This window comes from Pontibacillus salipaludis (assembly GCF_014642405.1).
In the GTDB taxonomy this organism is placed as follows: Bacteria; Bacillota; Bacilli; order Bacillales; family BH030062; genus Pontibacillus; species Pontibacillus salipaludis.
Genome location: NZ_BMIN01000001.1, coordinates 239126 through 261694 on the forward strand (window position 1 = coordinate 239126; position 22569 = coordinate 261694).

Genomic DNA, 22569 nt, shown 5'->3' on the forward strand with positions numbered 1-22569 from the left:
GGTGTTGTTTATATAAATATGGCTTCTAGTGTAGGTTCACCATTAGCATATCCTACTGCTACAGCATTATAGATTCCTTCAGACTCTAACATTACACCTGGGACAGTGAGGACAACTTGTTTAGATCCTGCCGGCCTAACTTCTAAGTCTACCTGTGTCGGAGGAAGAGTCACATAGTTGGTTGCCTCCTTAAAGCCTACATTCGGAAATAGAACTTCCCCTCCTTTAACCGCAATGTCGACACGCGGAGCATCTGGGGATAAATGAATGAACCGCGCTTTCGCTTTACCTTGAGCTGGTGTCATATCATCAACATAAGGTACCAGAGTTAGTTCTTCAACATTCCCGGCAGCGGCAACCGTATAAGCCTGACCTGGGTCTACTCGAACATCTTTCGTCAGTACCGCCTCAGATTTTCCAGTTGGAGTAATCTTAATACGATAATCACCCGCCATAACCGGTACGTATTGACTGACTTGTTTAAAGGCTACATTTTGAAGAAGCTGCTGACCATTTACATACACATCAACATTAGGAGCATTAGGTGATGCGTGAAAAACCCTTACATAAGACATGTTCTGATGATTTGCCTGTTGGGTGTTCTGTTGTTCTGTTGAACGGTGCATCCCCGTTAGTTGACGCATGCACTCATAATGCTTCATGTAATACATCATATGTTTATTAGGATCTATATACTTGTAGTAATTAGCGAGCAAATCGTACATTGAAGCATTTTGGATGAGGCTTTGTTCATATTGATTGTAATAGTATGGATTCATTTTGCTTAATTCCCCCTTAAATAGCAATCTTCACTAATGACTATGTGAAATAGTTCCTAAACATGCCTTTAAAATTGGTATTTACATACTGAACAAGCCTCAATGTGAGAGGATGTATTTTACAAGAGTCTTTGTGGTATGATACAGTCTAACAGAATTGAATTTTCAGCAAGGGAGATGTTCTTTTGACATTCAAGAAAAAACTGGCCACATTGCTATTTGGCCTTGTCCTTTCCGTAGGAATCGTAGGGTGCTCAAGTAGCGAAGAAGGCTCTAATGATAATGACTCCAAAGATACTGAAACGACAGAAGAAAGCAAGGATAGCGAAAACAAAGAAGAAAAAAATTCAGAAAACAATGACAAAGAATCTGAAGGAGACGTAGCCGCTGTAGTAAATGGCGAAGAGATTCCTATGTCTCGCTTAAACGATTCCATTGAGCAACAAAAGCAGATGGCGAAGCAACAAGGTATGGAGCTTAAAGATGAACAACTTACACAAATGAAAGATTCGATCCTGACTCAACTCATTAACCTAGAAGTTGTTAAACAAGAAGCGGAATCTTCGGATATTAACGTTTCTGATGAAGAAGTACAAAAAGATTTAGATAACATCATCAAGCAAAATGGTGGCGAAGAACAGTTTAACAAGCTCTTAGAAAAAGAAGAAATTTCTAAAGAGGAAGTAAAAGATCAACTTCGCACTCAAATCATGCTTGATAAATTTATTGCTGAAAACACAGAAGAAGTAAAAGTAACAGACGAAGAGATTCAAAAGCAATATGATCAACTAGCTAAAAGTAGTGAAGGAAGTGAACAGGAAGTTCCGGAGCTAAAAGAAGTGAAAGATCAAATTAAACAAAGCATTCAGCAACAAAAGAAACAACAGCAAGAAAAACAGCTAGTAGACAAGCTGAAAAAAGATGCTGAAATCGAAAAGAAAGTATAATGTATAAAAAGCAGCCATAGCATGGCTGCTTTTTTTATTAGACAAATTCCGCTTTTAAAGCTATTTTTTCTATTACAATCTTGCTTATTAACGAATCGAGTGTTCGATCTTTTGTTTTGTGGTTTTAAGTTTGTCGAGGTCAACACGCTCTTCAAGGGAACTTAGTAAACCATTGTAATATTCTTCTACGCTTCTTTTTGACTTCTCTTGGTACTCTTCAGTGAGTGTCTTCCATTCTGAAATATAATAACGGATAAGCCATTCATCATTGGATTTTATTACCGATTCTACATGAGGTAGCAAACCATCTAGGAGAGCCTCTTTCATTTTTTCTTTCTCATTTTGTTCGAAAAATGCTTTAGGGTTTCTAAATAAACCTAGTGCCTGCTCAATAGCTTTATCTTTCTTTGAAATAGGTAGATCTGGTTGAATCTCTGGTGTCTGGATCTTCTTATCTTCGTAATAAGGAAGTGATACAGATGCTATTTCCCTTTTACACTTCTCCTCGAGGTCATGTTTCCATTCTTTGGCTGTTGTATTTGTGAACGTTTCTAAACGAATGGTTACAGCTCTCAGTTCCTGAAGTAATTCATGCTCAAGCATTTCTTTCAAGTGATTAAAACTTTTTTGAAGTGCTTCTTTTGCCTCTTTACCATTGCCTTTTATTACAGCCGGATTAAACGATTGCTTAAATAGATCAGAAAAAGCTAACGATAAACGCTCTTGAACATAATAGATTTGTTTGGTCACTTTATTTTCAATGGATTGCTCGTAGCGTGTTTTATCTGAACCTTCAATTTGAGAGACTAAGTCTTTTTTCTCTTTTTGATATTCAATTTTCTTTTCTTCTTTTTGCTTCTGGTCTAAAGAGGCGGATTGAATATATTGTTCAATTGTATTCCTTGCTCGCTCTAGATCATGAAAAGCAGCGTGAATAAGGAGTTGTACTAGTTCTTGTTGTATAAACTGATAGAACGACTTTTCAAATTCCACTATTCCCGATGTACCAGTAACAGATGTTATTTCGGATTTTCCTGTACGTTCTTCTATAGCCATTTTACTGGATACAGGAAATAACCGAGGTAAGCGAATTCCATATTGAAGTAATTGTTCTTCTACATAGTTTGTAACGAGATCTAATTCTTCGCTTGTTTTAGCAAGATCTGAAGCGTTAACGACAAAGAACATTTTATCCATACTAAATGCGTCTTTCACTCGTCCGAGTTGTAAAAGGAAGTCCCGATCTGCACCTGAGAAAGCATGGTTATAATAAGTTACAAATAGAATTGCGTCTGCCTCTTTAATGTATTCAAAAGAGGTTTCTGTATGGCGCGCATTAACTGAGTCAGCACCAGGTGTGTCTACAAGGGTGATTCCTTCTCTGGTAAGGGCACAATCGTAGTACAATTCCATCCATTCAATGAAGCAAGATCGCTCTTCATTCGCGACAAATTCCTTGAATTCTTCTACGCCGACTTCAAGCGTTCCTCCAAGATGATCTCTAATGTATGAATACCCATTTGTGACAGCTCTAAGAAAGGACCATCTTTTTTGGTCAGGGGTGATCGAAGATATGCGATCGTTATCTTCTTCTATCCATTTTACTAAGTGATCAATAGTCTTAAATTGATCACTATAGTGATCTGTCGCATAAGCGAGATCCTCTTTTAAATCTTCTAATTCTTTCACTTTTACTCGAACACTACCATGAGGGTATTCCTCTGTAACGGGTAGTATTTTATTAATAGTTGCTGTTGTAGGATTAGGTGACACAGGTAAGACTGCTTCACCTAACAGAGCATTTGCAAACGATGATTTCCCAGCTGAGAAAGCCCCGAATAAAGCGACTGTGTAATGCCTGGATTGTAGGCGACTCTTCTTTTCTAGTAAATCCTGTTGTAACGAACCGAACCCTTGCAAGGGTTGTAGTGCAGCATATGTCTCATCTAATCGCTCAATCGCTTTTTCAATTGTAACCCCTTTTTTGTTTTGAAAATTGGAATTTTCCTCATCCTCATTACTGGATTGGGGCTTATCATTCTTTTTAGGTGCTTTGACATCTAGCTCTACACCTCTACGAACACGATGTTCTCGTGTGAATAGTGTTGAAGTAGCATCATCAAGCGCTCCTTCAATATCATGAGCTCCTTTTCTGATATTCATTAGAGAATCTTTTCTTTCAGATAGGTCATTATGAAGGGAATCAAGCTGTTGTTTATAAGATAAGTATTGATTCTCGGATTCTTCCTTCGCCTTAAGCTGTTCTAATTTCTCTGCTTTTTCATTCTCTAGAAATTGAGAAGCTTCTCCCCAAAGTTTAAGCGCCTCGTCTTTAACCAAACGCTTAATCTCACGTGAAACATCTTCAGAATACTGAAGTACATAATCTCCACCAGACCCAGCACCTTTTTGAATGGTGTTGTCAAGTAAATCAGAAGCAAAAGTAAAGGTGAAATTCTCAAATTTTTGCAAAGTAGTTTCATCGAAAACATTGTATGATTTCGCTGTTTCGACAAGAGCTTTCCTTACCGGCCATTCCAGTTTCGCCTTAGCCTGTTGAGATAATGCTTCATGAAATGCTTCTAGCCTTTCTTCTCGAGCTGCTTCTGTTTTCGATTTCGAGAAGAAAATCCCCACCTTAAAATTTGATTGTTGAGACTCTATATATGAACGGGCTTTTTCTCTAACTTCATAAGGCATAAGGGTCGCATTTCGTAATGAATGATCCACTCGCTTTCTTAAATCATCTTCCGCATTCTCTGGTATGGCTTTCGTTTCATTCATTTGTTCTTGAGATGAAAGATCCCTAACTTCATTTTGAAAAGAAGCTAGTTTCTTTTCAAGACCCTCTTGTACGTCTTTGTTATCTTCCTTTAATTGAGCGATATATTCGGTGATAAGCGTTTTGCTGGATTGATTGATCGTTTCTTTAATAATTGTTCTCTTCTGGTTAATGAATTGATTAAGGGTTGACTTCATTTCCTCGAATTGATTCAAATGTAGTTCGAGATTTGTCAGTGTAGTAAAGAAGACCCCTTCTGTCTTAATACTCCAATTGTTTAGCGCGTCGTATACACTTTGCTTAAAAGAAGAAAATGTTAATTCAGATTCATCGTGTTTATCGATCTGATTCACTATAATGTAAATGGGCTTCCCTTTTTCCTGCATTTCTGATAAAAAGGCTAAATTCACCTCAGATTGAACATGATTGTAATCCATCACATAGAACAATACGTCCACTACATGGAGAGCTGACTCTGTCATTACTCTATCGGCATCATTTGATGAATCAATCCCCGGAGTATCAAGAATGGTTACGTTCTCAGGTAAATGAGTGTCTTGTTTAGTCAGTTCAAGTTCTTTAATGGCATCGCCATCTTTACAGAATTGTTGTATTTGATCCATATTATATGGTTCAGGGTATTCAATTGGATCTTCCTCAGTGAAATAAACACGAGCATACCCCTCCCCCTTTTTAACTTTCACAAGATTGGCGCTCGTTGGAATAGGACTCGATGGTAAAAGTTCCTCTTCAAGAAGCGTGTTAATCATAGTTGATTTCCCAGCTGAAAAATGTCCGGCAAAGCCAATCACAAGCTCTTGATTTTGTTGTTTCTCCAATAAATCCAGCGCTTTCTCAGCTGATTCTTGAGCTTCATACATGGTAAATTGCTTAAATAAACTAGCTAATGGATGTAAAGAATCTTGGTACTGGTCAGTTGTCATGATACTGGTAACTCCTTTATAAACAGTTCATTCTTTATTGTATTGAAATTGTGCGTCAATTGATAACGGTTACCATGATTTTAACATCTCTTCCCTTTTTATTCACGAAAAAACCAGGTACACTTTAATCCATACATGTACCTGGGTGCATTCATTCACCTAGAGGTGTAAACTTTTTGATTGTTTGATTAGTGATTTTTGTATTAATAGATACACATTTTCAAACGGGAGATGCTTGTACTGCTGAAGTGTACCGTGACTTGCAAATTCCCTTCCCACTTCAACGGCCTCAGGGTATTCCCTTTTCATCTCTTCTATAACGAATGTTTTTTTAGGGTCATGTTCAATGTCATAGGCAACGTTTAAAACAATAGATACTTCTTCAATGTTAGCGAACGGGCCTTTCACTTTAATGATTTTTCGACTCATATAAGGCGTCGCCCCTAGTAAATTAACACTCCCCCCGTACTCATCTTTTGCGGCATACTTTAAATTTTTTATACCAGACATGTATAACGCTCCCATGCATAGAGGACATGGTTCTAACGTCGAGTAAAGAGTATAAGAACCTCGGTATGTATGTACACGATTATCGATATTTAAAAGGGCATTTACTTCAGCATGCGCAATTTCATTACAACTAACCCCTTCACCAGGAAGCTCACAATGAACCGCGCATTTTCCTTCAGCAATGATCTCTCCATCTTCATTTGTGACTAATGCAGCTATTGGCTTAGACCCTAGTGAATAGGATTCCCAAGCTAATTCAAAGCCCCTTTTCCACTGACTAGATAATTGATACCATTCCACAAAATCCCTCCTTCCATCTTCTTGTATCTTATTAGACTTTGAAAGAAGAAAATCCTCCTAGTTACAAATAACGACGTAACGCTTTTAAGAGTAATTCTTCTACAGGGAGGCCAAGTTCTTCAGCTTCCTGTTGATACCGCTTCAGTATTTTGGTTGGTATATCAATGGAAGTTGTAGTAAAGCCCGACATTAGGTGAGCAACAAAAGTTTTAGGATCATAATAGATTTCTCCCTTTTCTATATACCGTAGTAACAATTGTAGTTCATCCTCTGTAATCTTTAATTGTCCTAACCTGCATCGAACGTAAAAATCACCTAGATCTGTTTCATAGATTTGTATATTTTTTTTGCCTAGCTGTAAGATCATTTTGTACAACAAATCATATACAGGGTGATCCATATTACGAGGAATAGGTACAGAGAATTCTGCAAATCCTTTTTGTTTAATATAATCTCGCTCCGGCCATATTCCTTTTCCTTCAATATTTTCATGTATATGGATTTCTTTGCCGTTACTCATCAAAGTTTTTAATGGAGATGTACTCACAACCCGCGTCATGACGCCATTTATACGCACCTTATCAAAAATACGGACTTCTCGCGAAATTAGTTGCACCAAAGCCCCATATTCCCCTTCTCGATTCGACACAGTTCGCTCCTTCAAACGGTCTTTAAATCGTTCAATTTCTTCCAATTCAAAAAAGCGCCGCTTTTGTTTTCCGATGATCTTCGTGAAACTTTCCACCTCTCCTTTCCCCACAAACTGCATTAAGTATTGCGGAGAAATTCCAGCTCGTTTCGCTGCCTCCTTTACAGTTAATCCATTCATATCATAAGTCCTTCTAATATGTTCAATCTCTTCTTCCTTGAATCGATACCCCCCATCTCGTCTGTAAGTATCTGGGTTAACCGGCATGATTTGCTCTTGTTTGATCATGTATCGTATTTGCCTCTCTGATTTATGTAACTTTTTGGAAACTTGCTGAATAGACAAGTACATATTCGCTCCCCCTATTACAAAAATATATAATAACTATATATTCTATTATAATTTATACATTTGTAACTGAACATAGAATAATAAACAATTTTTCTAGGTTTATAGAAAAATGCTATGTTATAGTATAGATAGAAAGTTTTGGTTTTGTCATTTAATAAACGAAGGGAGAACATTATGAATAATCAAACAACAATCCAAACCATTCATCACATCACCCAACAACAAATCGATTGGAGTTCTCCTGATTTGTACCATAAGATTATGCAAGTTGGTTTCAGGGATATTCCCTGGGGACAAGTTCCGGATGAGCTGCTTCTTTATTTGTTCCTCCATGACGACCCTACACTTGGGTCACGCCGGAAGACTTCTACCCTAAAAGAGTATTTCCGTGATGTTCGTCAGTTTATCGAATACATACAAACGGATGGCCATACAATCCAAACCATTCATCACGAAGACTTGGGGCGCTATCAGCTGTATTTAGAAAGCTGCTCATACCGTCCCACTACCTTACGTCGCAAAAGTACCGTTGTTAGTCAGTTTCTCTCTTATTTACATAATCGCGATATCGTAAACTACGACCTTACAAAAAGTATGAAACGAATCTCTGTAAAAAAAGAACAACTCGTCAATCGAGACTTTTATGAAGAAGAAGTTGAAGAACTCCTTAAATACTTCAAAGAGCATGACTATTATATGTATACAATGTTGTATACATTGGTTTCAACAGGCCTTCGTATTCAGGAATTTGCAGAAGCTAAATGGTCTGAAGTTTTTTATCAACCAGATGTTGGGCTTTATTTTGTATCTGTTATTGGGAAACGAAGTAAATTGCGAGAAGTCCCTTTATTTGAAGAAGTACTAGAAGTGATTAGTGAATTTAGAATGAGGCGAGGCTTTTCAGGAGACTTAGACGGAGATGAGACCCCTCTTTTCCCTAAGCCTAACGGAGAACATTATAATTTTAAGTATTTAAGTAATGAATTCACTAAACAAATAGAAAACTTGCATACTATATTTCCATTCATCCAGCAACGCTTAGATCGCCAGGAACGTTATGCGAAAACCTCTAATCCTATTAAATTTAAGATTACTCCGCATACGTGTAGACATTACACGGCTTCTTATTACTTATCTAAAGGAGCAGATTTAAAAGCGATACAAGACTTGTTAGATCATGAATCGTCCTCTACCACTGATAATTACCTCCGTCGTAAGCGAAAATTCCAGGACCATGCTGCTGTAAAAATTGGAGGTCAGTTTATGAAATAGTTTCTTCTTGTACTAAAGAGCTAAAAAAGCGCCCAGCTAAATGCTAGGCGCTTTCAATTTATTTTTATAAAGGTAAATCTCTTTTCTTAAATATCCACAAAGACATACTCAAGGCTGCTATACCAATCACTATAAGCCAAAAATAGGAATAAACAGGGGCCGATCCACTTCTTAAAATATCACTTGCTTGAAAGAAAGAGAATAATGTAGCATACTCCAACCAACTTAACTTCTCTGTTAATTTTGCTATAATATCAAACCCGTACATGAGAAAAACCACCAAGGAAGCAGCACCTAAAGCTTTCTTCTCATCGTTCAATAAACAAGATAAGAGGAAATTCAAACTCCCAAGAGCGAAAAATAAAAGTGTCCCCATTAGATTCACTTCTAAAAACGCTTGGACATCCATTTGATTATCGCTTGTAACGATCACCGTTTGAGCCCATATCCCTATAGCTGTCGTCACAACCATAATAGTGAGTAATCCTGTGAGAAATACCGAGAAGTGTATGAGTGCAATCTTGATTCTTGAATAGGGTGTCGCCAGTAAATAGGCCATTGATCCCCGATCTATAAATTGGGAGATGAGTTGATTCGTAATCATAATACTGTAGATTGATAGAATAATGATAAAGATCATATCGTAATACTTGCTTGATAAAAATTCTCCAAGACTCCCCATTCCTGCTTCTAAACCGAAGGCTTGAATAAATCCAGCGGGCATACCTGATATTAGCTCATTCATAACATCCATCTTATCTGCAAACGTTGGGAAAATCCAAATAATGAGGGTCATATATAGTACAGAGACTGCGGTAAACCCAACAATACTCATAGCATGTAGTTGTAACATACGTTTATAAAGGCTCATTATAACTCCTCCTCTTGATCAGAAGGCGCGTTCTTATGATTATAGATATCCATAAAGACCTCTTCAAGTGTTTGAGACTCCATTTCCATATTTGTAACTGAGTGATTTTGTAGGGAAGTAACAAAAGCATCATAGCTTCCTTTTATAGGAACTATAACCCGGTTATAGGATCTACTTTCCACTTGATCAGGAAACTGATCTGCGTAGGAACGAGCCTCTACCTCATCTTCAAATGTGACTTCTACTTTTTTTGTTTGTAAGGAACGAAGATCTGTCATAGAATCTGTCCTTACGATTCTACCTTCCTTAATGATAGAAGCTCTGTTACACGTACGCTCCACCTCAGGGAAATAGTGGGAACTCATTAAAATGGTTTTCCCCCTCCCTCGTTCTTCGCCTAACAAATTAAGAAACTCCCTTTGCATAAAGGGGTCAAGTCCTGATGTAGGCTCATCTAATATGTAAATGGATGGATCGTGCATAAAGGCAGCTACAATACCCACTTTTTGCTTCATCCCTTTAGACATCTTACGTATTTGTATAGAAGGGTCAAATTGAAAACGATCAATTAAAGCGTCTTTTCTTGAGGTACCACGCAATGATCTCATATCTTCAAGTAAGTTAAGAAATTCAGTTCCTTTCATCTTTTCAATAAGAGCAATTTCACCTGGAAGATAGCCTACAAATTTCTGGATGGTAGGCGCGTCTTCCCAGCAGTTATATTTTGAAATAGATAAATTCCCTTCATTCGGATTCATAAAGCCCATTAGCTGACGTATGGTAGTTGATTTCCCAGCCCCATTAGGTCCAAGAAAACCAAATATATCTCCTTCTTCTACCCTAAAAGAAACATTGAATATCCCCTTGCCATTAGAGAAAGACTTTGTAACATTTTCAACGTTAATCATCTAAATCCCCCTTTCTAATGAAAAAGCTGTATTTTAGTGACTTATGATTATCGTAAGCTCCCCCTCTTAGTCTGTCAATTTAATCCTTTAGTGTAAGTATAGTTTTTTTACCCATCGTACATACTATCCGTAACAACATGTTAAAGGATGAAATATATGTCTTCACATGACACATCAATTATTTATCGCCCTCTTGTATACGACGGACAACTGAAAACATATATCGGTAGTCCGAATGCCTATCACACTTCTGTAGAAGCTATTATCGAAGCAATGAATTTTGCAGAGCTTTATAATGAGGATATGTACGACGGAGCTATATTATGGGAAGATTCTGAAGTCACTAGAGGTACTAATAACAACTTAAGAATTTTAAGTGGTACATTAAATAGCGATACTCCACCTACCTTTTTTATTGAGATTAAGCAACTATTGGATAATGGTACCATCAAGGTTTCTGAGAAATCCCGCGCTAAACCAGTAGCAAGAGAACGTAATGAGGCACTTGCTATGCGAGTTGGTGAAGAAATTGACTTAATGGACTATCCTGTGAATGAATAGAAATCAGCTCTTTTGTTGAGCTGGTTTTTTATTTTGTTTCTTGTTTGTTTTTTTTAATTGTTCGGAGTTACTACTAAGTATGATTATATGTTGGAGTTTGTTTTTGAGTTGTTAACTTAGCAGCCCATTTTACAGCCAATTGAACATGAATTCTCATGTGGTAAAGTTAATCTCCTAATGGTTTACGCCCCTTGTATCTATGTCCGCCTTCATTGTATTTTATATAAAAAGAAGAATCCACCTCACATGAGGTGGATTCTTCTTTATCTTGATTGTGCAACTATCCCATTGTGCACTTTAATAAAGCCATGCTGCTTGATGTCAAACCCATTCTCATATACGTATAACCCCATTTGTTCCACAGTCATTAGTTCTCGATACGTATGGTTCATTACATCGGCCATTACATTATAATAGAGCCTTGAGCGTAATTGATTTCTCGGTGTTGTTAAAATAGCATAGCCACCCGGTTTTAAAAACTTTCGGTGCCAGTCCATAACCTCAGGCTTGTAGCCATCAGGGAAATGTTCCAATAACCCTACAGATAAGACTATATCAAATTCTTTACCAAATGGAAGGTTCCTTATGTCATTTACAATATAATCGATTATGAAATCACCTTTGTAATAGACTTTCTGTTGTCCTGTAGATGGATTCTCTCCTAAAAATGGGTATGTATCGGGAAACTCTTCAAAGCGAGTGTTTCTACAGTAATCATCGTAATCAACCATTGTTATATGAGCTCCAGGATACATCGCTCCTAACTGCATACCTTCGTATCCTTCTGCTGCTCCGAGGAATAGTATTCGTGGGTTTGTTACATCTAAACCTTCAAATAATGCTCTTTTCCCCCTCGGATCCCACACCCCATCCTGAATACGGTGAGCATAATTCCAAAGCTGTATTTTGGCCACATCTCCTAAAGCACTTTTAATTTGTTGAGGATTAAAAGACTTTAGGCTTTTGAAAAACTGATTTTTTTGTTCTTTCATTTCGTTCGGTACATCTTTTACAAACCATTCATGAAATGCCTTATTAAAATATTGCCACGATGTAAAAGGTTTCATTTCTTCTCCGTAAGATTCTTCGTATTGCTTTCGATCGTTTGAATATTTCTTGACTTCTAAAGGTTTTCCTACATCTTTCCAACTTAGAGAAGACCAATCTTTCACACGATCCATCTTTACCAACTTATTATATTCCCTTTCTGTAAAGTTTCTTAAATCTACTCGGTGGCTAGGAAGGAGAGCCGTTCTGCCAATATGCTCTTCAATGAAGGGCTTTCCATCTTTAGAAACCCAAATTGAATTTGTTTCCACTACCTCACCTCTTACAGAATTTTCTTACATTATATACGATTCTGATACCGCTTACAATTAAGTTTCTTCTATTGCTATGTCTTAGACGATTTTGTATTTATTGTATGGTTTAATTGTTTTCATTTTTGTTCGGAGTTGCTACTAAGTTTCTATATGGATGATGTTGTTATATTTCTCTTACTTCTCTCAAACGGTATGGGGGGGCTAGCACTTGCAAGATTAAAATCTTTAATGTTCTTATTAAAAAAAGCCCGCTGCCTTATATTCTTAAGACAGATGGCTGGTTCTTACGATAATTCTTTACAAATATCCAAGGATTTAGCGCAGAAAAAGGATTCTTTTTTGAATGTTATGGTTTCTTCCTATCCTAGTTCCTTTTTCGTTGGATCTTAACAACCTAGGTAGTCACTACTAATTAAATAAAACGAATAATGGACTAGATTATTAGGATTACTTGTGTGATTCTTAATTAAGTTTTTTAAATGGTTTTATCATTCGGAGTTGCTACTAAGTTTCGTTCGGATTGACTACGCACCATTAGTTAACATAATATTTTTATGGTTCACTTGTAACTTTAGTTTGTTTATCGAAGATTGTTTTTACCCAATCTAATACTTCATAAACGTTCGAATCCTCAGATATTATAGTATTGTGATTGTGCCCTTTTTGCATTTTATATGGGTGGTTTGTCCGCCCTTTCCACCATTCAGCAAGCTTTGTAGCATTCGTTACTTCATCTTCATCCCCAATCATCATAAACAAAGGAATTTTTGATTTATACAATGTGTTTAACATCCTTGCATCGGGAATACGGGAAATCATTAGACGAAAGCTTAAGTGTAGCAGTTTATTTTCATGGAAATCATCTGGAACCTTTACGACTTTAGTCTTACTGAAAATTTGTACCTTAAATTGGTGGAGTGTGTACAGTAAAATTGATTTTAATAATTTTAATTCATAAATATCATTAAGGTCCTTATTAGAGGAATTTTGAAAGTTGTAAACTGGCAAAGTAGGATGAAAAAATGGAGAGAGAAAAATGAAACCTTCACTTAATTTTGAAACAGTTTCCTTTTTGAGCACTCTCAATAAATTCCCGCATCCCATTGAATGGCCACACCAATATACATTTTGAAGGTCTATTGACTGTAAATACAAACATAAGTCTTCCAAGTCATCATCATACTGCCCCTTATATTGTAAATCACCTCTAATAAGATTAGGGTGATACCCCCTTAATATTGGGATAATTACATTTGCTTCCTTTTTGGCTTTAGAGGCAAATTGTCTTATATGGTGCAATTCAGCAGTAATTCCATGAATAAATATAATGGTAGGCTTGTTTTTTTCGTTCCCTTCGCTATAAAGGTAATATTGAAGATCCGCTTCATCCCTGGCTTTAAATGTACATACTTTTTCTTCTACCATGCTGCACCTCTTTCTGAACTATGTAAGCTACTTGTATACTCATTTCATCTTCTCCTATTAAGGAAGGTTTATTACAAGGTCTGTATGGAAACATTGTCTCAGTATTAAATCCTCATGATTCCTGACCTTTTCTTGAGACCTATATCATAACAACATGAATCATTTAATGAGCCAATTTAAAAGTAGAACAATGAAACATGTATATTCTCCCCCATTTATTTAAATATAAAACGAACTTAAGCGATGAATATACGATAACATTATTATGTAAACTAACGTGACAAATATTAGCAAGATGAAATATGATTAGTTCTTTCTCATTTATATAAACTAATGATAACTATTATAAAGGTGGGATATAAATGGATATGATTGATCCTAAGGAGATTAAATCTGGAGATGAAGTATTTGTGCTCTACCGAAACCCTCACACTCCTACAGTAATGAATATTAAACAAGCAGAAATTGTACCTCATCCTCATAACCCTGAACAAAATGCACTATTTCTTCATGAGACCTATCACCTTATTGAAGAAAATGATGCCCTCTTCACTACAGAGGAAGCTGCACAAGCAGCCTATGAAGAAATATATGGAGACTACCCCTCTGACGAGTATATGTAACCTCTCTCCTAGTTTAATTCATCTCATAAAAGGTAATGGTTCTACGTATCTTAACTAGACATGAGGTGATAGGATGAAACGTATTCATATGATTGTAACTGGTCGTGTGCAAGGTGTTGGGTTTCGTTTCTCTGCACAACAAAAAGCACAAGAATATAACGTAGTTGGATGGGTGAAAAATAAGTCAGACGGGACCGTAGAAATTGATGCACAGGGCGAGAATGATCGCGTACAATCTTATACTGAAGCCATTAAACACGGACCAAGTCCATATGCTAAAGTATCGGATGTAACCATTGAAGAATTAGAAACAACTAATGAATTCCAAACCTTTGAAATTCGCTAAAATAAATGCTGTCCTCATAAAAAAGGGACAGCATTTTCTATTTCTTTATTTACTTTCTTTTTGCATGGGACGAACAATAACTTCGTTTACATTTACGTAGCTTGGTTGTGAAACTGCGTATACAACAGAACGTGCTATATCTTCAGCTTCTAGAGTGATGCGACCTTTTCGATCCGAGAACATCTCAAGCACTTCTTCGTCTGTTATATGTTCAGGAAGTTCTGTTGATACAGCGCCCGGGGATATATTCGTTACCCGTACGCCTGTTTTAGAAAGTTCTTTTTCCATTCCTTGTGAAAGGGCTTTAACTGCGTATTTCGTGGCACTATAAACCGTACTAGACGGAAATACTTCGTGCCCTGCTACAGATGATACATTAATGATATGACCACTCTCTTGCTCCAACATCGTTGGTAGTGTGGCATGGATCCCGAAAAGGACACCTTTAATATTTACATCAATCATTTTCTCCCATTCATCAACTTTATCATTTTTTAAGAATGAGAGAAGCATAACACCTGCATTATTAATGAAGTAATCTACAGATTTAAACTCTTCTTTGGTCTCTTTAACAAGTCGTTCCATGTCCTCTTGCTTCGTCACGTCTGTTTGAACCACTTTCACCTGAATGTTATGTTCTGTTTTTAATGAATCAGCCAGCTTGTGTAAACGCTCTTCGCGCCTTGCAGCTAGTACTACGTTGGTCCCTTCAGCTGCGAAATGTTGAGCTATTGATTCACCAATACCACTACTAGCACCTGTAATAACTGCTGTTTTTCCTTTTAAATGTGACACATAAAGTCCTCCTCTTTTATCTTTTACTTAATCACATTACCCTTTTGTGAAATGGTGTATTCACGATTTAACGCATATCAGCACATTGTGTTCAGACAACAGCAACCTTAACAGAGCCTTTTATTAAAGGCTTATCAAACATTATGTTATGGTTCTTTTAATGATCCTTTAGTGATACAATAGTGACTAGTGTGTTTAATTTTAAATAGAAAGGGAGTTTCATATATGAAAGGCATGAAGCTCAAACCCATTACGCCCCATAATGATCCATGGGAAGCCTATATGGATGTAACAGAACATGGAGAGATGATCCTCTCGAATGTCGAATTTACAACGACGCATCTTTGTAATATGCGATGTGACCACTGTGCGGTGGGGTACACGCTTCAAAATAAAGATCCTGATGCACTACCTTTTGAATTGTTAAAAGAACGGTTAGATGAGATCCCTCACTTACGAGCGCTTAGTATCACAGGGGGAGAACCTGTCTTAAGCAAAAAGTCTGTTGAACAGTATGTGGTTCCGCTACTGAAATATGCACATGAACGTGGTGCCAGAACGCAAATCAATTCAAATTTAACTCTGCCCTATGAAAGGTATAAGCCTATTATCCCCTACCTTGACGTTTTACATATTTCTCATAACTGGGGAACTTTAGAAGAGTTTATTACTACTGGCTTTGCCAGAATGGAGAAAAAACCTTCTGAGGACATTAGAAAAGGCTATTTCAATCGAATGGTGGAAAATTCTCAGAAACTCTCTGCTGAAGGAGTTATGGTATCCGCAGAAACGATGCTTAATAAGCGAACATATCCGTACTTAGAACAAATTCATGACCATATTATTGAAATGGGCTGTGCGAGACATGAAGTTCATCCTATGTACCCAGTTGATTTCGCAAGTGGACTTGAAACCTTGTCTCTAGATGAAATGCGTGATGGAATTAATCGATTATTAAATCATCGATCAGAAGATATGTGGATGCTATTTGGAACTCTTCCATTTTACCCGTGTAGTACTTCAAAAGAAGACTTGGAATTACAAAAGCGCTTGTTTAGTGAGAAAAATGTTACGGTTCGTAATGATCCAGATGGACGTTCTCGATTAAATATTAATATTTTCAGCGGTGAGATTATCGTGACAGACTTTGCAGATGAACCACCACTTGGAAATATTCAAAACACCTCTCTTCCATTAGCTTATAATCGATGGAAGGAAAGTACATTAGCACAAAGTTTAAATTGCCATTGCCCAGCTGCTGCTTGTTTGGGTCCGAATGTCCTTGTAAAAAATACGTATTACAAAGATGTTGATTTTAAAACGAGAGAAGCTAAGATTACTCGTTAAAGTTCAAAGACCGCTAAGAGAGTCACTCTTAGCGGTCTTTGTTTGTATTGTACTTTCAATTTAAATCAACAGATATCGTGCAATTACTTGTAATCGTGATGCGGCGGAAAATAAGGGATAACCTCTTCCCCAAGTTCCCTCATAACTTCTTCTGCTGGCCTAGTACTATCTCCTAGAGAAACGAGAACGTGGTTTACTCCAATCGCTTCATATTCCTTTAACCACTTCACAAGTGCTCGGCTCCCCACTCGGTATCCTAGGGAGATTCTTTCAGGCTCTTGATCTTTGTTCTCAGCAAGATCGAAGACAACAGGTTGGAAGAAAGGCTTAAATGTTTCTGCTTCAAATCTCGCAACCTCTTGTCTGAATTGTTGTATAAGCCCTTTTTGTTCATCAACCGATTGAGGATAAAACATCCACCCATCACCATGTTTGGCTACATATTCTAAAGTCTGTTGTGCGTATCCAGTAATAAACATAGGTATTTTACTCGTTGGCTTTGGTACGAGTGTAACATTCTCCATTTTACCAAGGGCTGTTTCCGTATTTGAATAATCCGTATACAAAAGGTGCTGTAGATAATCAAAGCTTTCTCTAAACAAATGGCCTCTTTCCATAATAGGAACGTTCATCGCTTCGAAATCCCTGCGACGATCTCCAGATGAAAGTCCAATCATTAATCGTTCAGGTATTAAATTCTCTATACTTGCTATCTCTTTTGCAAAACGAGCAGGATGGCGTAAAGACAACACAGAAGCTGCTGTCCCCAAATTTATTCGCTTTGTATGAGCTCCCATATAAGTAAGATAAATAAAGCTATCTAATATTTGCCCTGTAGCTGGATCATCAAAGGTAGGGTCTTCTAACAATACATCCTGGAACCATATTGAACTAAATCCTAGCTTTTCTGCAAGTTGAACCCTTTCAATCTGATGATCTAATGTTGGCTTCTCTTTTCCGTGATTTTCAATTGGCATGTTAAGACCAATCGTTAAATGATTCGGTTTAATCATACGACTAAAACCATAATGACTTTGCCAATTCATAATAATATCCTCTCTAATTTACCTAGTTGAGTAAAGATTATATAACACATAGAAGTATGATAGAAAGAAACCTTTATTTCAAAAAATTAGCTTAGCATTACACAAATTGCACATTGTTTGGCAGAACACTTTGAACAACGTTATAATCTGAAGGTAGTAAAAATGCATTCCTGCTGTTAGGAGGATTCCCGTGAAGCACTATAATATACCCGTAGAAGCAACGTTAGATGTAATTGGTGGGAAATGGAAGGTAGTTATTCTTTGCCACCTTATTGATAATGGCACCAAACGGACAAATGAGTTAAAGAGACTAATTCCTGAGATCACCCAAAAAATGCTAACCCAACAATTAAGAGAGCTTGAAGATGATGGAATCATTGAGAGAAGAGTCTATAATCAAGTTCCACCTAAAGTAGAGTACTCCCTGACTGAATATGGTTGGAGCTTGGAAAAGATTCTAACATCTTTATGCTCTTGGGGAGAAGAACACATTGCACAGACAGGCGATGGATTGAAAAAAGAACCAATTGAGTCATAAATCCCACCAAACTTAATTTTGCACTTATTTTTGTGTTTAATAGCCAAACAAAGGACCAAATCACACTAAGATTTGGTCCTTTCTCATAATTAGCTGTCTTTACGATTATATACACAAGTTCCTTTAGTCCACGTTTCTTCAACTGTAATGGATCGCAATTGGAGAGGATCTATTTCTGAAGGGAATTTGTTTAAAAATACAAAATCTGCTTGGTACCCTTCTTTTATCAGACCCTTCCGTTGTTCCTGAAACTCTAAGTGTGCGGGTGTTTCTGAAAAAGCTTTAAAACTCTCGTCAATTGTAAGCTTTTCCTGTGGCATCCATCCTCCTTTAGGATTATGATTGTCGTCCACACGATTTACTGCTGCAAAAACAGAATCAATTGGGTTGATTGACCCAATTGGCGCATCAGAACTAAGTGTAATAGGTATTTGGTGAGTCAGCATCTTCTTAAAAGAATCACAATAAGGTAGTAGCTCTTCTGGACTCCAATTACCTTTCTTGTCCCATTCCGCCATAAGAAATGTAGGTTGTGTTTCTATATAAGCCCCTACCTCTCCTAACCGTTCTAATAGGTCCTCCCCTAACGTTTGGGCATGAATAATGCGATGACGCAATTGATGCGTATTTGCCTCTTCTTGCTCTAATGCAATGAGTGCAGATTCTACAGCTCGATCACCAAGAGCATGCATGGCTACTTGCATCCCTGCCTCAGAAGCTTTGCGGATCATGCGATTTAAGTCCTCTTGCGGATAAATAAGTTGACCTGTCGTTTCTGGCGCATCTGGATATGGTTGTCTCATAGCAGCTGTATGAAGACGCTGTGTACCGTCTAAGAATATTTTGATTGATCCAACCTTAACGTGATTTGTCCCTTCACCTGTTCGAAGTGACATATCTCGTATAAAATCATCTAGATCTTTCTCATCGTACACATAATGATGCAAGAATGCCTCTATATGCAGGTCTCCTTGTGCCTCAACCTGTTCATATGCATCCCACAATGTTTTATAAGAACCAACAAAGCTTCTGTCATCTGAATGTACGGATGTAACTCCATTTTGAAGAAGAAATGGAATCGCTTCACATAAAGCTTTTTTAGTATCTTCGATCGATCTTTCCCATAGGTGATAATTAATAAAATGAACCATTGTATCTTTAAATCGTCCAGTTAAATTTCCTTCTTGATCCCGTTCTTTAAAAACCTCAGGTTGCTTATAGAAATCTTCTTCCTCTTCCAATTTCTTTAAAAGCTTATTACTAATGACACACTCATGTTGGTCATGATGCATAAAGTACATATGTTTATTTACATCAATTTCATTTAAATCTTCTGACGTCAGAAGATGATCAATGTCTGTAAATTGAGCATCATCAAAACCTTTTCCAAAAATCCAATTCTTATCCTCAATCGAAGTGTAATGCTCTTCAACCTCCTGTTTCATGTCTTCCCATGAAGTTACATCAGTAAGGTCGAGTTCTTTTTTTAGTAAACCAAATCTTAATAAATGCATATGTGAATCAATAAACCCTGCTGCAACTGTTCTTCCCTCTCCATCAATTGCCCCTATTTCTCCACTAGAACCTTCCTGAACTTTTGTGAAAACTCCATCTTCAATATGTAATGAATACGTTTTGTCTGGATTGTAAAGACGATCTGGTGAGTAAATACGCACGTTTTCTATAATCATGGTTATCCTCCTATTAAATAAAGTGATCCCAAACTACTTTACCCGACTCTGAAAACCTAAAACGTAAATGGATATTAAGACCTGCACGAACATAGATATAAAGTAGCATGCAGAAAAGGAGGATTTATATGGCTATTAAACTGATCAAAATTTCATCACTCTACTTTTTGATTGCTATTATTCTTGGTTTAATTATGTCTATAACTCATGATTACAGTCTTACACCAGTACATGTCCACATGAACTTATTAGGATGGACATCATTAACATTAGCTGGCATTTTGTATCATTTATTCCCTCAATTAGAACAGTCAATTTCAGGGAGAATTCACTTTTGGCTTCATAACATCGGCCTACCGATTATGATGACCTCACTATTTTTATTAATTTTACTTGAAAACGAAAGCTTTGGTATCGGTGCTGCAATTGGTTCAATCATCACAGTTATTGGAATTATAGCTTTTGTTTGGAACGTCTTCATTCATCTTAAGCGTCCTTCTTAGGTTATTGGCTCTTTTTTTTATGTTGTTACTTTATATAATAAGTTACTTCAAAAATAGGGCAGTACTCTTGAAGACTCCAAACTGAGACACTTTATTTGTTTTAACCATACATCTAGAGAATAAAAGTAAAGCGGATCTCTGCCAGAGATCCGCTTTACTTTATTATACTTCTTTAAAATAATCTTTTTTAAATCCACCCATACGCCCTGTATTGTCTACAATGAAAATAAACTCTTCTGTTTCGTTTTTAACATCGTATACTTTGCCTGGGGTTAGTACTCGGTCAACCACGTATTTTTCAGCATCTGCATGCACACATTCTACTCTTTTAATGGTTTCTGTTTCATACCATGACTTATGAATCATCAAGACAACTCCTTTATGTACAACTATAATTATCTTACTATAGATGAATCATTAGATTCAATATATTCGCCACTTCTATCTTTCTTAAACGAAGACTGGGATCTCTTCCTGCAATGAAATTCCCTCAGGTGTAATCGTTGTTGAATAGGCTAAGAGGTTAACCCCAGTTTGTTTTGCCTCTTGTAAAGCCTTTGCAAACGTTGGATCTATATGATCAGCTGGACGGACAGAATGAAGGCCATTACGTTGACAAACAAATAAAATTGATCCTAGCCAAGCATTTTCCTCTGCTACAATTGATGTTAGCTCCTTCACATGCTTTGTTCCCCGTTTTGTTATTGCGTCAGGAAAATACCCAACCCCTTTTATACCTAAAGAGACACTTTTCACTTCAATTAAATGGTGCAGCCCCCCTTTAGCTACATAAAAATCCCACCTGGAATGACCTTTACTATATTCTCGGGCTTTGTAAGTAAAACGTTCAAAGGTCTTTAATTTATTCTCTTTTAAAGCCTTCTCAATTAGATGGTTCACCAAAGTAGTTTGTAAAGAAACAAGAGTTCCATCTGAAGGATCATGAACTAAAACAGCTGACCATTTTGTTTTACGGTCTTTCTTATCACTATAACGCAAATATACAGATGCACCGTATTGAAGCAATTCTTTCAAACGCCCTGGATCTGGTAGATGGACCCTTACCATTTCTTCTGTGTCGTCAAGTTTACAATGAAGTATAAATCGGTTCGGTCTTTCTAGAAATGTCGCTTTATATAGTTTTTGTTCAAACGGGATAAACATGCTTCTCCATCCTTTAGAAAAAGGATGTTCAGATTGAACATCCTTCTAAGTTTAGTATATGCTAGTATACCATTTCTTTGCTTCTGAGACCTCAGATTCCGTTAAACGATGTCCATAACTCTCCCAGTGCATATTGACTTTTGCTCCCGCTCCTTCAAGTAAACTTTTTAACTCCTTCGTTTCCTCAGGCTTACAGATTGGGTCATTGGTTCCTGCGCCGATAAAGATAGGCAATCGATTCATATTGGGTAAGTTTAAACTTCTGATTGGAACCATAGGATGGAATAGCACCGCGCCTTTTAAAACTTCTTCATAATGGAACAATAGACTCCCGGCAATATTCGCACCATTCGAGTAACCAACTGCTATTACATGTTTACGATTAAAGTCATACTCTAGTGCAGCCCACTCCAAAAAATTAAACAGTTCCTCTGTACGATATACAAGATCCTCTTCATCAAATACACCTTCTCTTAGTCGTTTGAAGAAACGAGGCATTCCTTGTTCATTAATTTGACCTTTAACACTTAGTACGGAGGCTTCACCATCAATCATTTCTGCTATAGGTAACAAATCTTCTTCTGTGCCTCCTGTGCCATGTAAAAGAAGCAATACTGGTTTACCTGCTTCACCTTGCCTGAATAGATGCTTCATATCAAACACTCCTCTTCACTTCTGCTAACAATGTGCCGTTATACCTTTTTAGTTTACATAATATAATTATAGTCACTAAATAACTGTTTTCAAATTTATATTATCTCAGTTTCGAGATAGTGTCAATAAACAAACTCTCTGTTAACATTTGACCTCTTTAAAAAGAGTTTCATCTCTCCCATATATTTTTCTTGACTCCATTACGTAATGGAGTCAAGAACTGAACTACATTAAAAAAACC

The 22569-nt window shown here is 37.0% G+C and carries 22 protein-coding genes; 8 read left to right on the forward strand and 14 right to left on the reverse strand.

Features of this window, described 5'->3' with window-relative positions:
* Window positions 1–8: 8 nt before the first annotated feature.
* Window positions 9–779, reverse strand: a complete 771-nt coding sequence (locus IEW76_RS01195) for a DUF4397 domain-containing protein (RefSeq protein ID WP_188650134.1) — start codon at window positions 777–779, stop codon at window positions 9–11.
* Between the two features lie 185 nt (window positions 780–964).
* Here IEW76_RS01195 and IEW76_RS01200 point away from each other — a divergent pair, with 185 nt between their 5' ends.
* Window positions 965–1726, forward strand: a complete 762-nt coding sequence (locus IEW76_RS01200) for a SurA N-terminal domain-containing protein (RefSeq protein WP_188650136.1) — start codon at window positions 965–967, stop codon at window positions 1724–1726.
* Window positions 1727–1813: 87 nt separating this feature from the next.
* On the opposite strand, the gene IEW76_RS01205 is transcribed toward IEW76_RS01200, so the two are convergent.
* From IEW76_RS01205 to IEW76_RS01215, 3 genes are all read right to left on the reverse strand, one after another.
* Entirely contained in the window at window positions 1814–5452 is a 3639-nt protein-coding gene (locus IEW76_RS01205; RefSeq protein WP_188650138.1) for a dynamin family protein, read from the reverse strand.
* Between the two features lie 159 nt (window positions 5453–5611).
* Window positions 5612–6262 (reverse strand): nucleoside deaminase, encoded by a 651-nt coding sequence (locus tag IEW76_RS01210; RefSeq protein WP_188650140.1) that lies wholly within the window; start codon window positions 6260–6262, stop codon window positions 5612–5614.
* Between the two features lie 61 nt (window positions 6263–6323).
* Entirely contained in the window at window positions 6324–7262 is a 939-nt protein-coding gene (locus IEW76_RS01215; protein ID WP_188650142.1) for a helix-turn-helix domain-containing protein, read from the reverse strand.
* 174 nt (window positions 7263–7436) lie between these two features.
* Here IEW76_RS01215 and IEW76_RS01220 point away from each other — a divergent pair, with 174 nt between their 5' ends.
* Entirely contained in the window at window positions 7437–8534 is a 1098-nt protein-coding gene (locus tag IEW76_RS01220; protein WP_188650144.1) for a tyrosine-type recombinase/integrase, read from the forward strand.
* 64 nt (window positions 8535–8598) lie between these two features.
* Here the strand turns inward: IEW76_RS01220 and IEW76_RS01225 are convergent, their stop codons facing one another.
* Entirely contained in the window at window positions 8599–9405 is an 807-nt protein-coding gene (locus IEW76_RS01225; protein WP_188650146.1) for an ABC transporter permease subunit, read from the reverse strand.
* Window positions 9405–10313: an ABC transporter ATP-binding protein gene (locus tag IEW76_RS01230; protein ID WP_188650148.1), complete on the reverse strand. Its 909-nt coding sequence runs from the start codon at window positions 10311–10313 to the stop codon at window positions 9405–9407. The genes IEW76_RS01225 and IEW76_RS01230 overlap by 1 nt, the downstream gene beginning before the upstream one ends.
* A gap of 156 nt (window positions 10314–10469) precedes the next feature.
* On the opposite strand from IEW76_RS01230, the gene IEW76_RS01235 reads away from it, so the two are divergent.
* A complete protein-coding gene (locus tag IEW76_RS01235; protein WP_188650149.1) occupies window positions 10470–10874 on the forward strand; it encodes a hypothetical protein in 405 nt (134 codons plus the stop codon).
* 263 nt (window positions 10875–11137) lie between these two features.
* Here IEW76_RS01235 and IEW76_RS01240 read toward each other — a convergent pair whose 3' ends face one another.
* Window positions 11138–12193, reverse strand: coding sequence for a class I SAM-dependent methyltransferase (locus IEW76_RS01240; protein ID WP_229721081.1), 1056 nt, complete (start codon window positions 12191–12193; stop codon window positions 11138–11140).
* A 555-nt stretch (window positions 12194–12748) separates the two neighbouring features.
* Window positions 12749–13621: an alpha/beta hydrolase gene (locus IEW76_RS01245; RefSeq protein WP_188650151.1), complete on the reverse strand. Its 873-nt coding sequence runs from the start codon at window positions 13619–13621 to the stop codon at window positions 12749–12751.
* A 362-nt stretch (window positions 13622–13983) separates the two neighbouring features.
* Here IEW76_RS01245 and IEW76_RS01250 point away from each other — a divergent pair, with 362 nt between their 5' ends.
* Together IEW76_RS01250 and IEW76_RS01255 are read left to right on the forward strand one after the other, a co-directional pair.
* Window positions 13984–14244, forward strand: a complete 261-nt coding sequence (locus IEW76_RS01250) for a transcriptional regulator SplA domain-containing protein (RefSeq protein ID WP_188650153.1) — start codon at window positions 13984–13986, stop codon at window positions 14242–14244.
* A 73-nt stretch (window positions 14245–14317) separates the two neighbouring features.
* Window positions 14318–14590: an acylphosphatase gene (locus tag IEW76_RS01255; protein ID WP_188650155.1), complete on the forward strand. Its 273-nt coding sequence runs from the start codon at window positions 14318–14320 to the stop codon at window positions 14588–14590.
* A gap of 45 nt (window positions 14591–14635) precedes the next feature.
* Here IEW76_RS01255 and IEW76_RS01260 read toward each other — a convergent pair whose 3' ends face one another.
* Entirely contained in the window at window positions 14636–15385 is a 750-nt protein-coding gene (locus IEW76_RS01260) for an SDR family oxidoreductase (RefSeq protein ID WP_036779183.1), read from the reverse strand.
* Between the two features lie 225 nt (window positions 15386–15610).
* Here IEW76_RS01260 and yfkAB point away from each other — a divergent pair, with 225 nt between their 5' ends.
* Window positions 15611–16732, forward strand: coding sequence for a radical SAM/CxCxxxxC motif protein YfkAB (gene yfkAB / locus IEW76_RS01265; RefSeq protein ID WP_373285916.1), 1122 nt, complete (start codon window positions 15611–15613; stop codon window positions 16730–16732).
* Window positions 16733–16815: 83 nt separating this feature from the next.
* On the opposite strand, the gene IEW76_RS01270 is transcribed toward yfkAB, so the two are convergent.
* The gene (locus tag IEW76_RS01270; RefSeq protein WP_373285917.1) at window positions 16816–17778 is read right to left on the reverse strand and encodes a TIGR03571 family LLM class oxidoreductase; all 963 of its coding nucleotides are present in this window, start codon (window positions 17776–17778) and stop codon (window positions 16816–16818) included.
* A 190-nt stretch (window positions 17779–17968) separates the two neighbouring features.
* Here IEW76_RS01270 and IEW76_RS01275 point away from each other — a divergent pair, with 190 nt between their 5' ends.
* A complete protein-coding gene (locus IEW76_RS01275; RefSeq protein ID WP_188650157.1) occupies window positions 17969–18316 on the forward strand; it encodes a winged helix-turn-helix transcriptional regulator in 348 nt (115 codons plus the stop codon).
* Window positions 18317–18405: 89 nt separating this feature from the next.
* Here IEW76_RS01275 and IEW76_RS01280 read toward each other — a convergent pair whose 3' ends face one another.
* A complete protein-coding gene (locus IEW76_RS01280; protein ID WP_188650159.1) occupies window positions 18406–20007 on the reverse strand; it encodes an amidohydrolase in 1602 nt (533 codons plus the stop codon).
* Between the two features lie 128 nt (window positions 20008–20135).
* Between IEW76_RS01280 and IEW76_RS01285 the strand changes: the two genes are divergently transcribed.
* Complete coding sequence (locus IEW76_RS01285) at window positions 20136–20510, forward strand: cbb3-type cytochrome c oxidase subunit I (protein ID WP_188650160.1); 375 nt, start codon at window positions 20136–20138, stop codon at window positions 20508–20510.
* 162 nt (window positions 20511–20672) lie between these two features.
* Here the strand turns inward: IEW76_RS01285 and IEW76_RS01290 are convergent, their stop codons facing one another.
* From IEW76_RS01290 to IEW76_RS01300, 3 genes are all read right to left on the reverse strand, one after another.
* Complete coding sequence (locus IEW76_RS01290) at window positions 20673–20876, reverse strand: DUF6501 family protein (RefSeq protein WP_188650162.1); 204 nt, start codon at window positions 20874–20876, stop codon at window positions 20673–20675.
* Between the two features lie 84 nt (window positions 20877–20960).
* Window positions 20961–21674: a DNA/RNA nuclease SfsA gene (gene sfsA / locus IEW76_RS01295; protein WP_188650164.1), complete on the reverse strand. Its 714-nt coding sequence runs from the start codon at window positions 21672–21674 to the stop codon at window positions 20961–20963.
* 51 nt (window positions 21675–21725) lie between these two features.
* Window positions 21726–22328 (reverse strand): alpha/beta hydrolase, encoded by a 603-nt coding sequence (locus IEW76_RS01300; RefSeq protein ID WP_188650166.1) that lies wholly within the window; start codon window positions 22326–22328, stop codon window positions 21726–21728.
* Window positions 22329–22569: the final 241 nt, after the last annotated feature.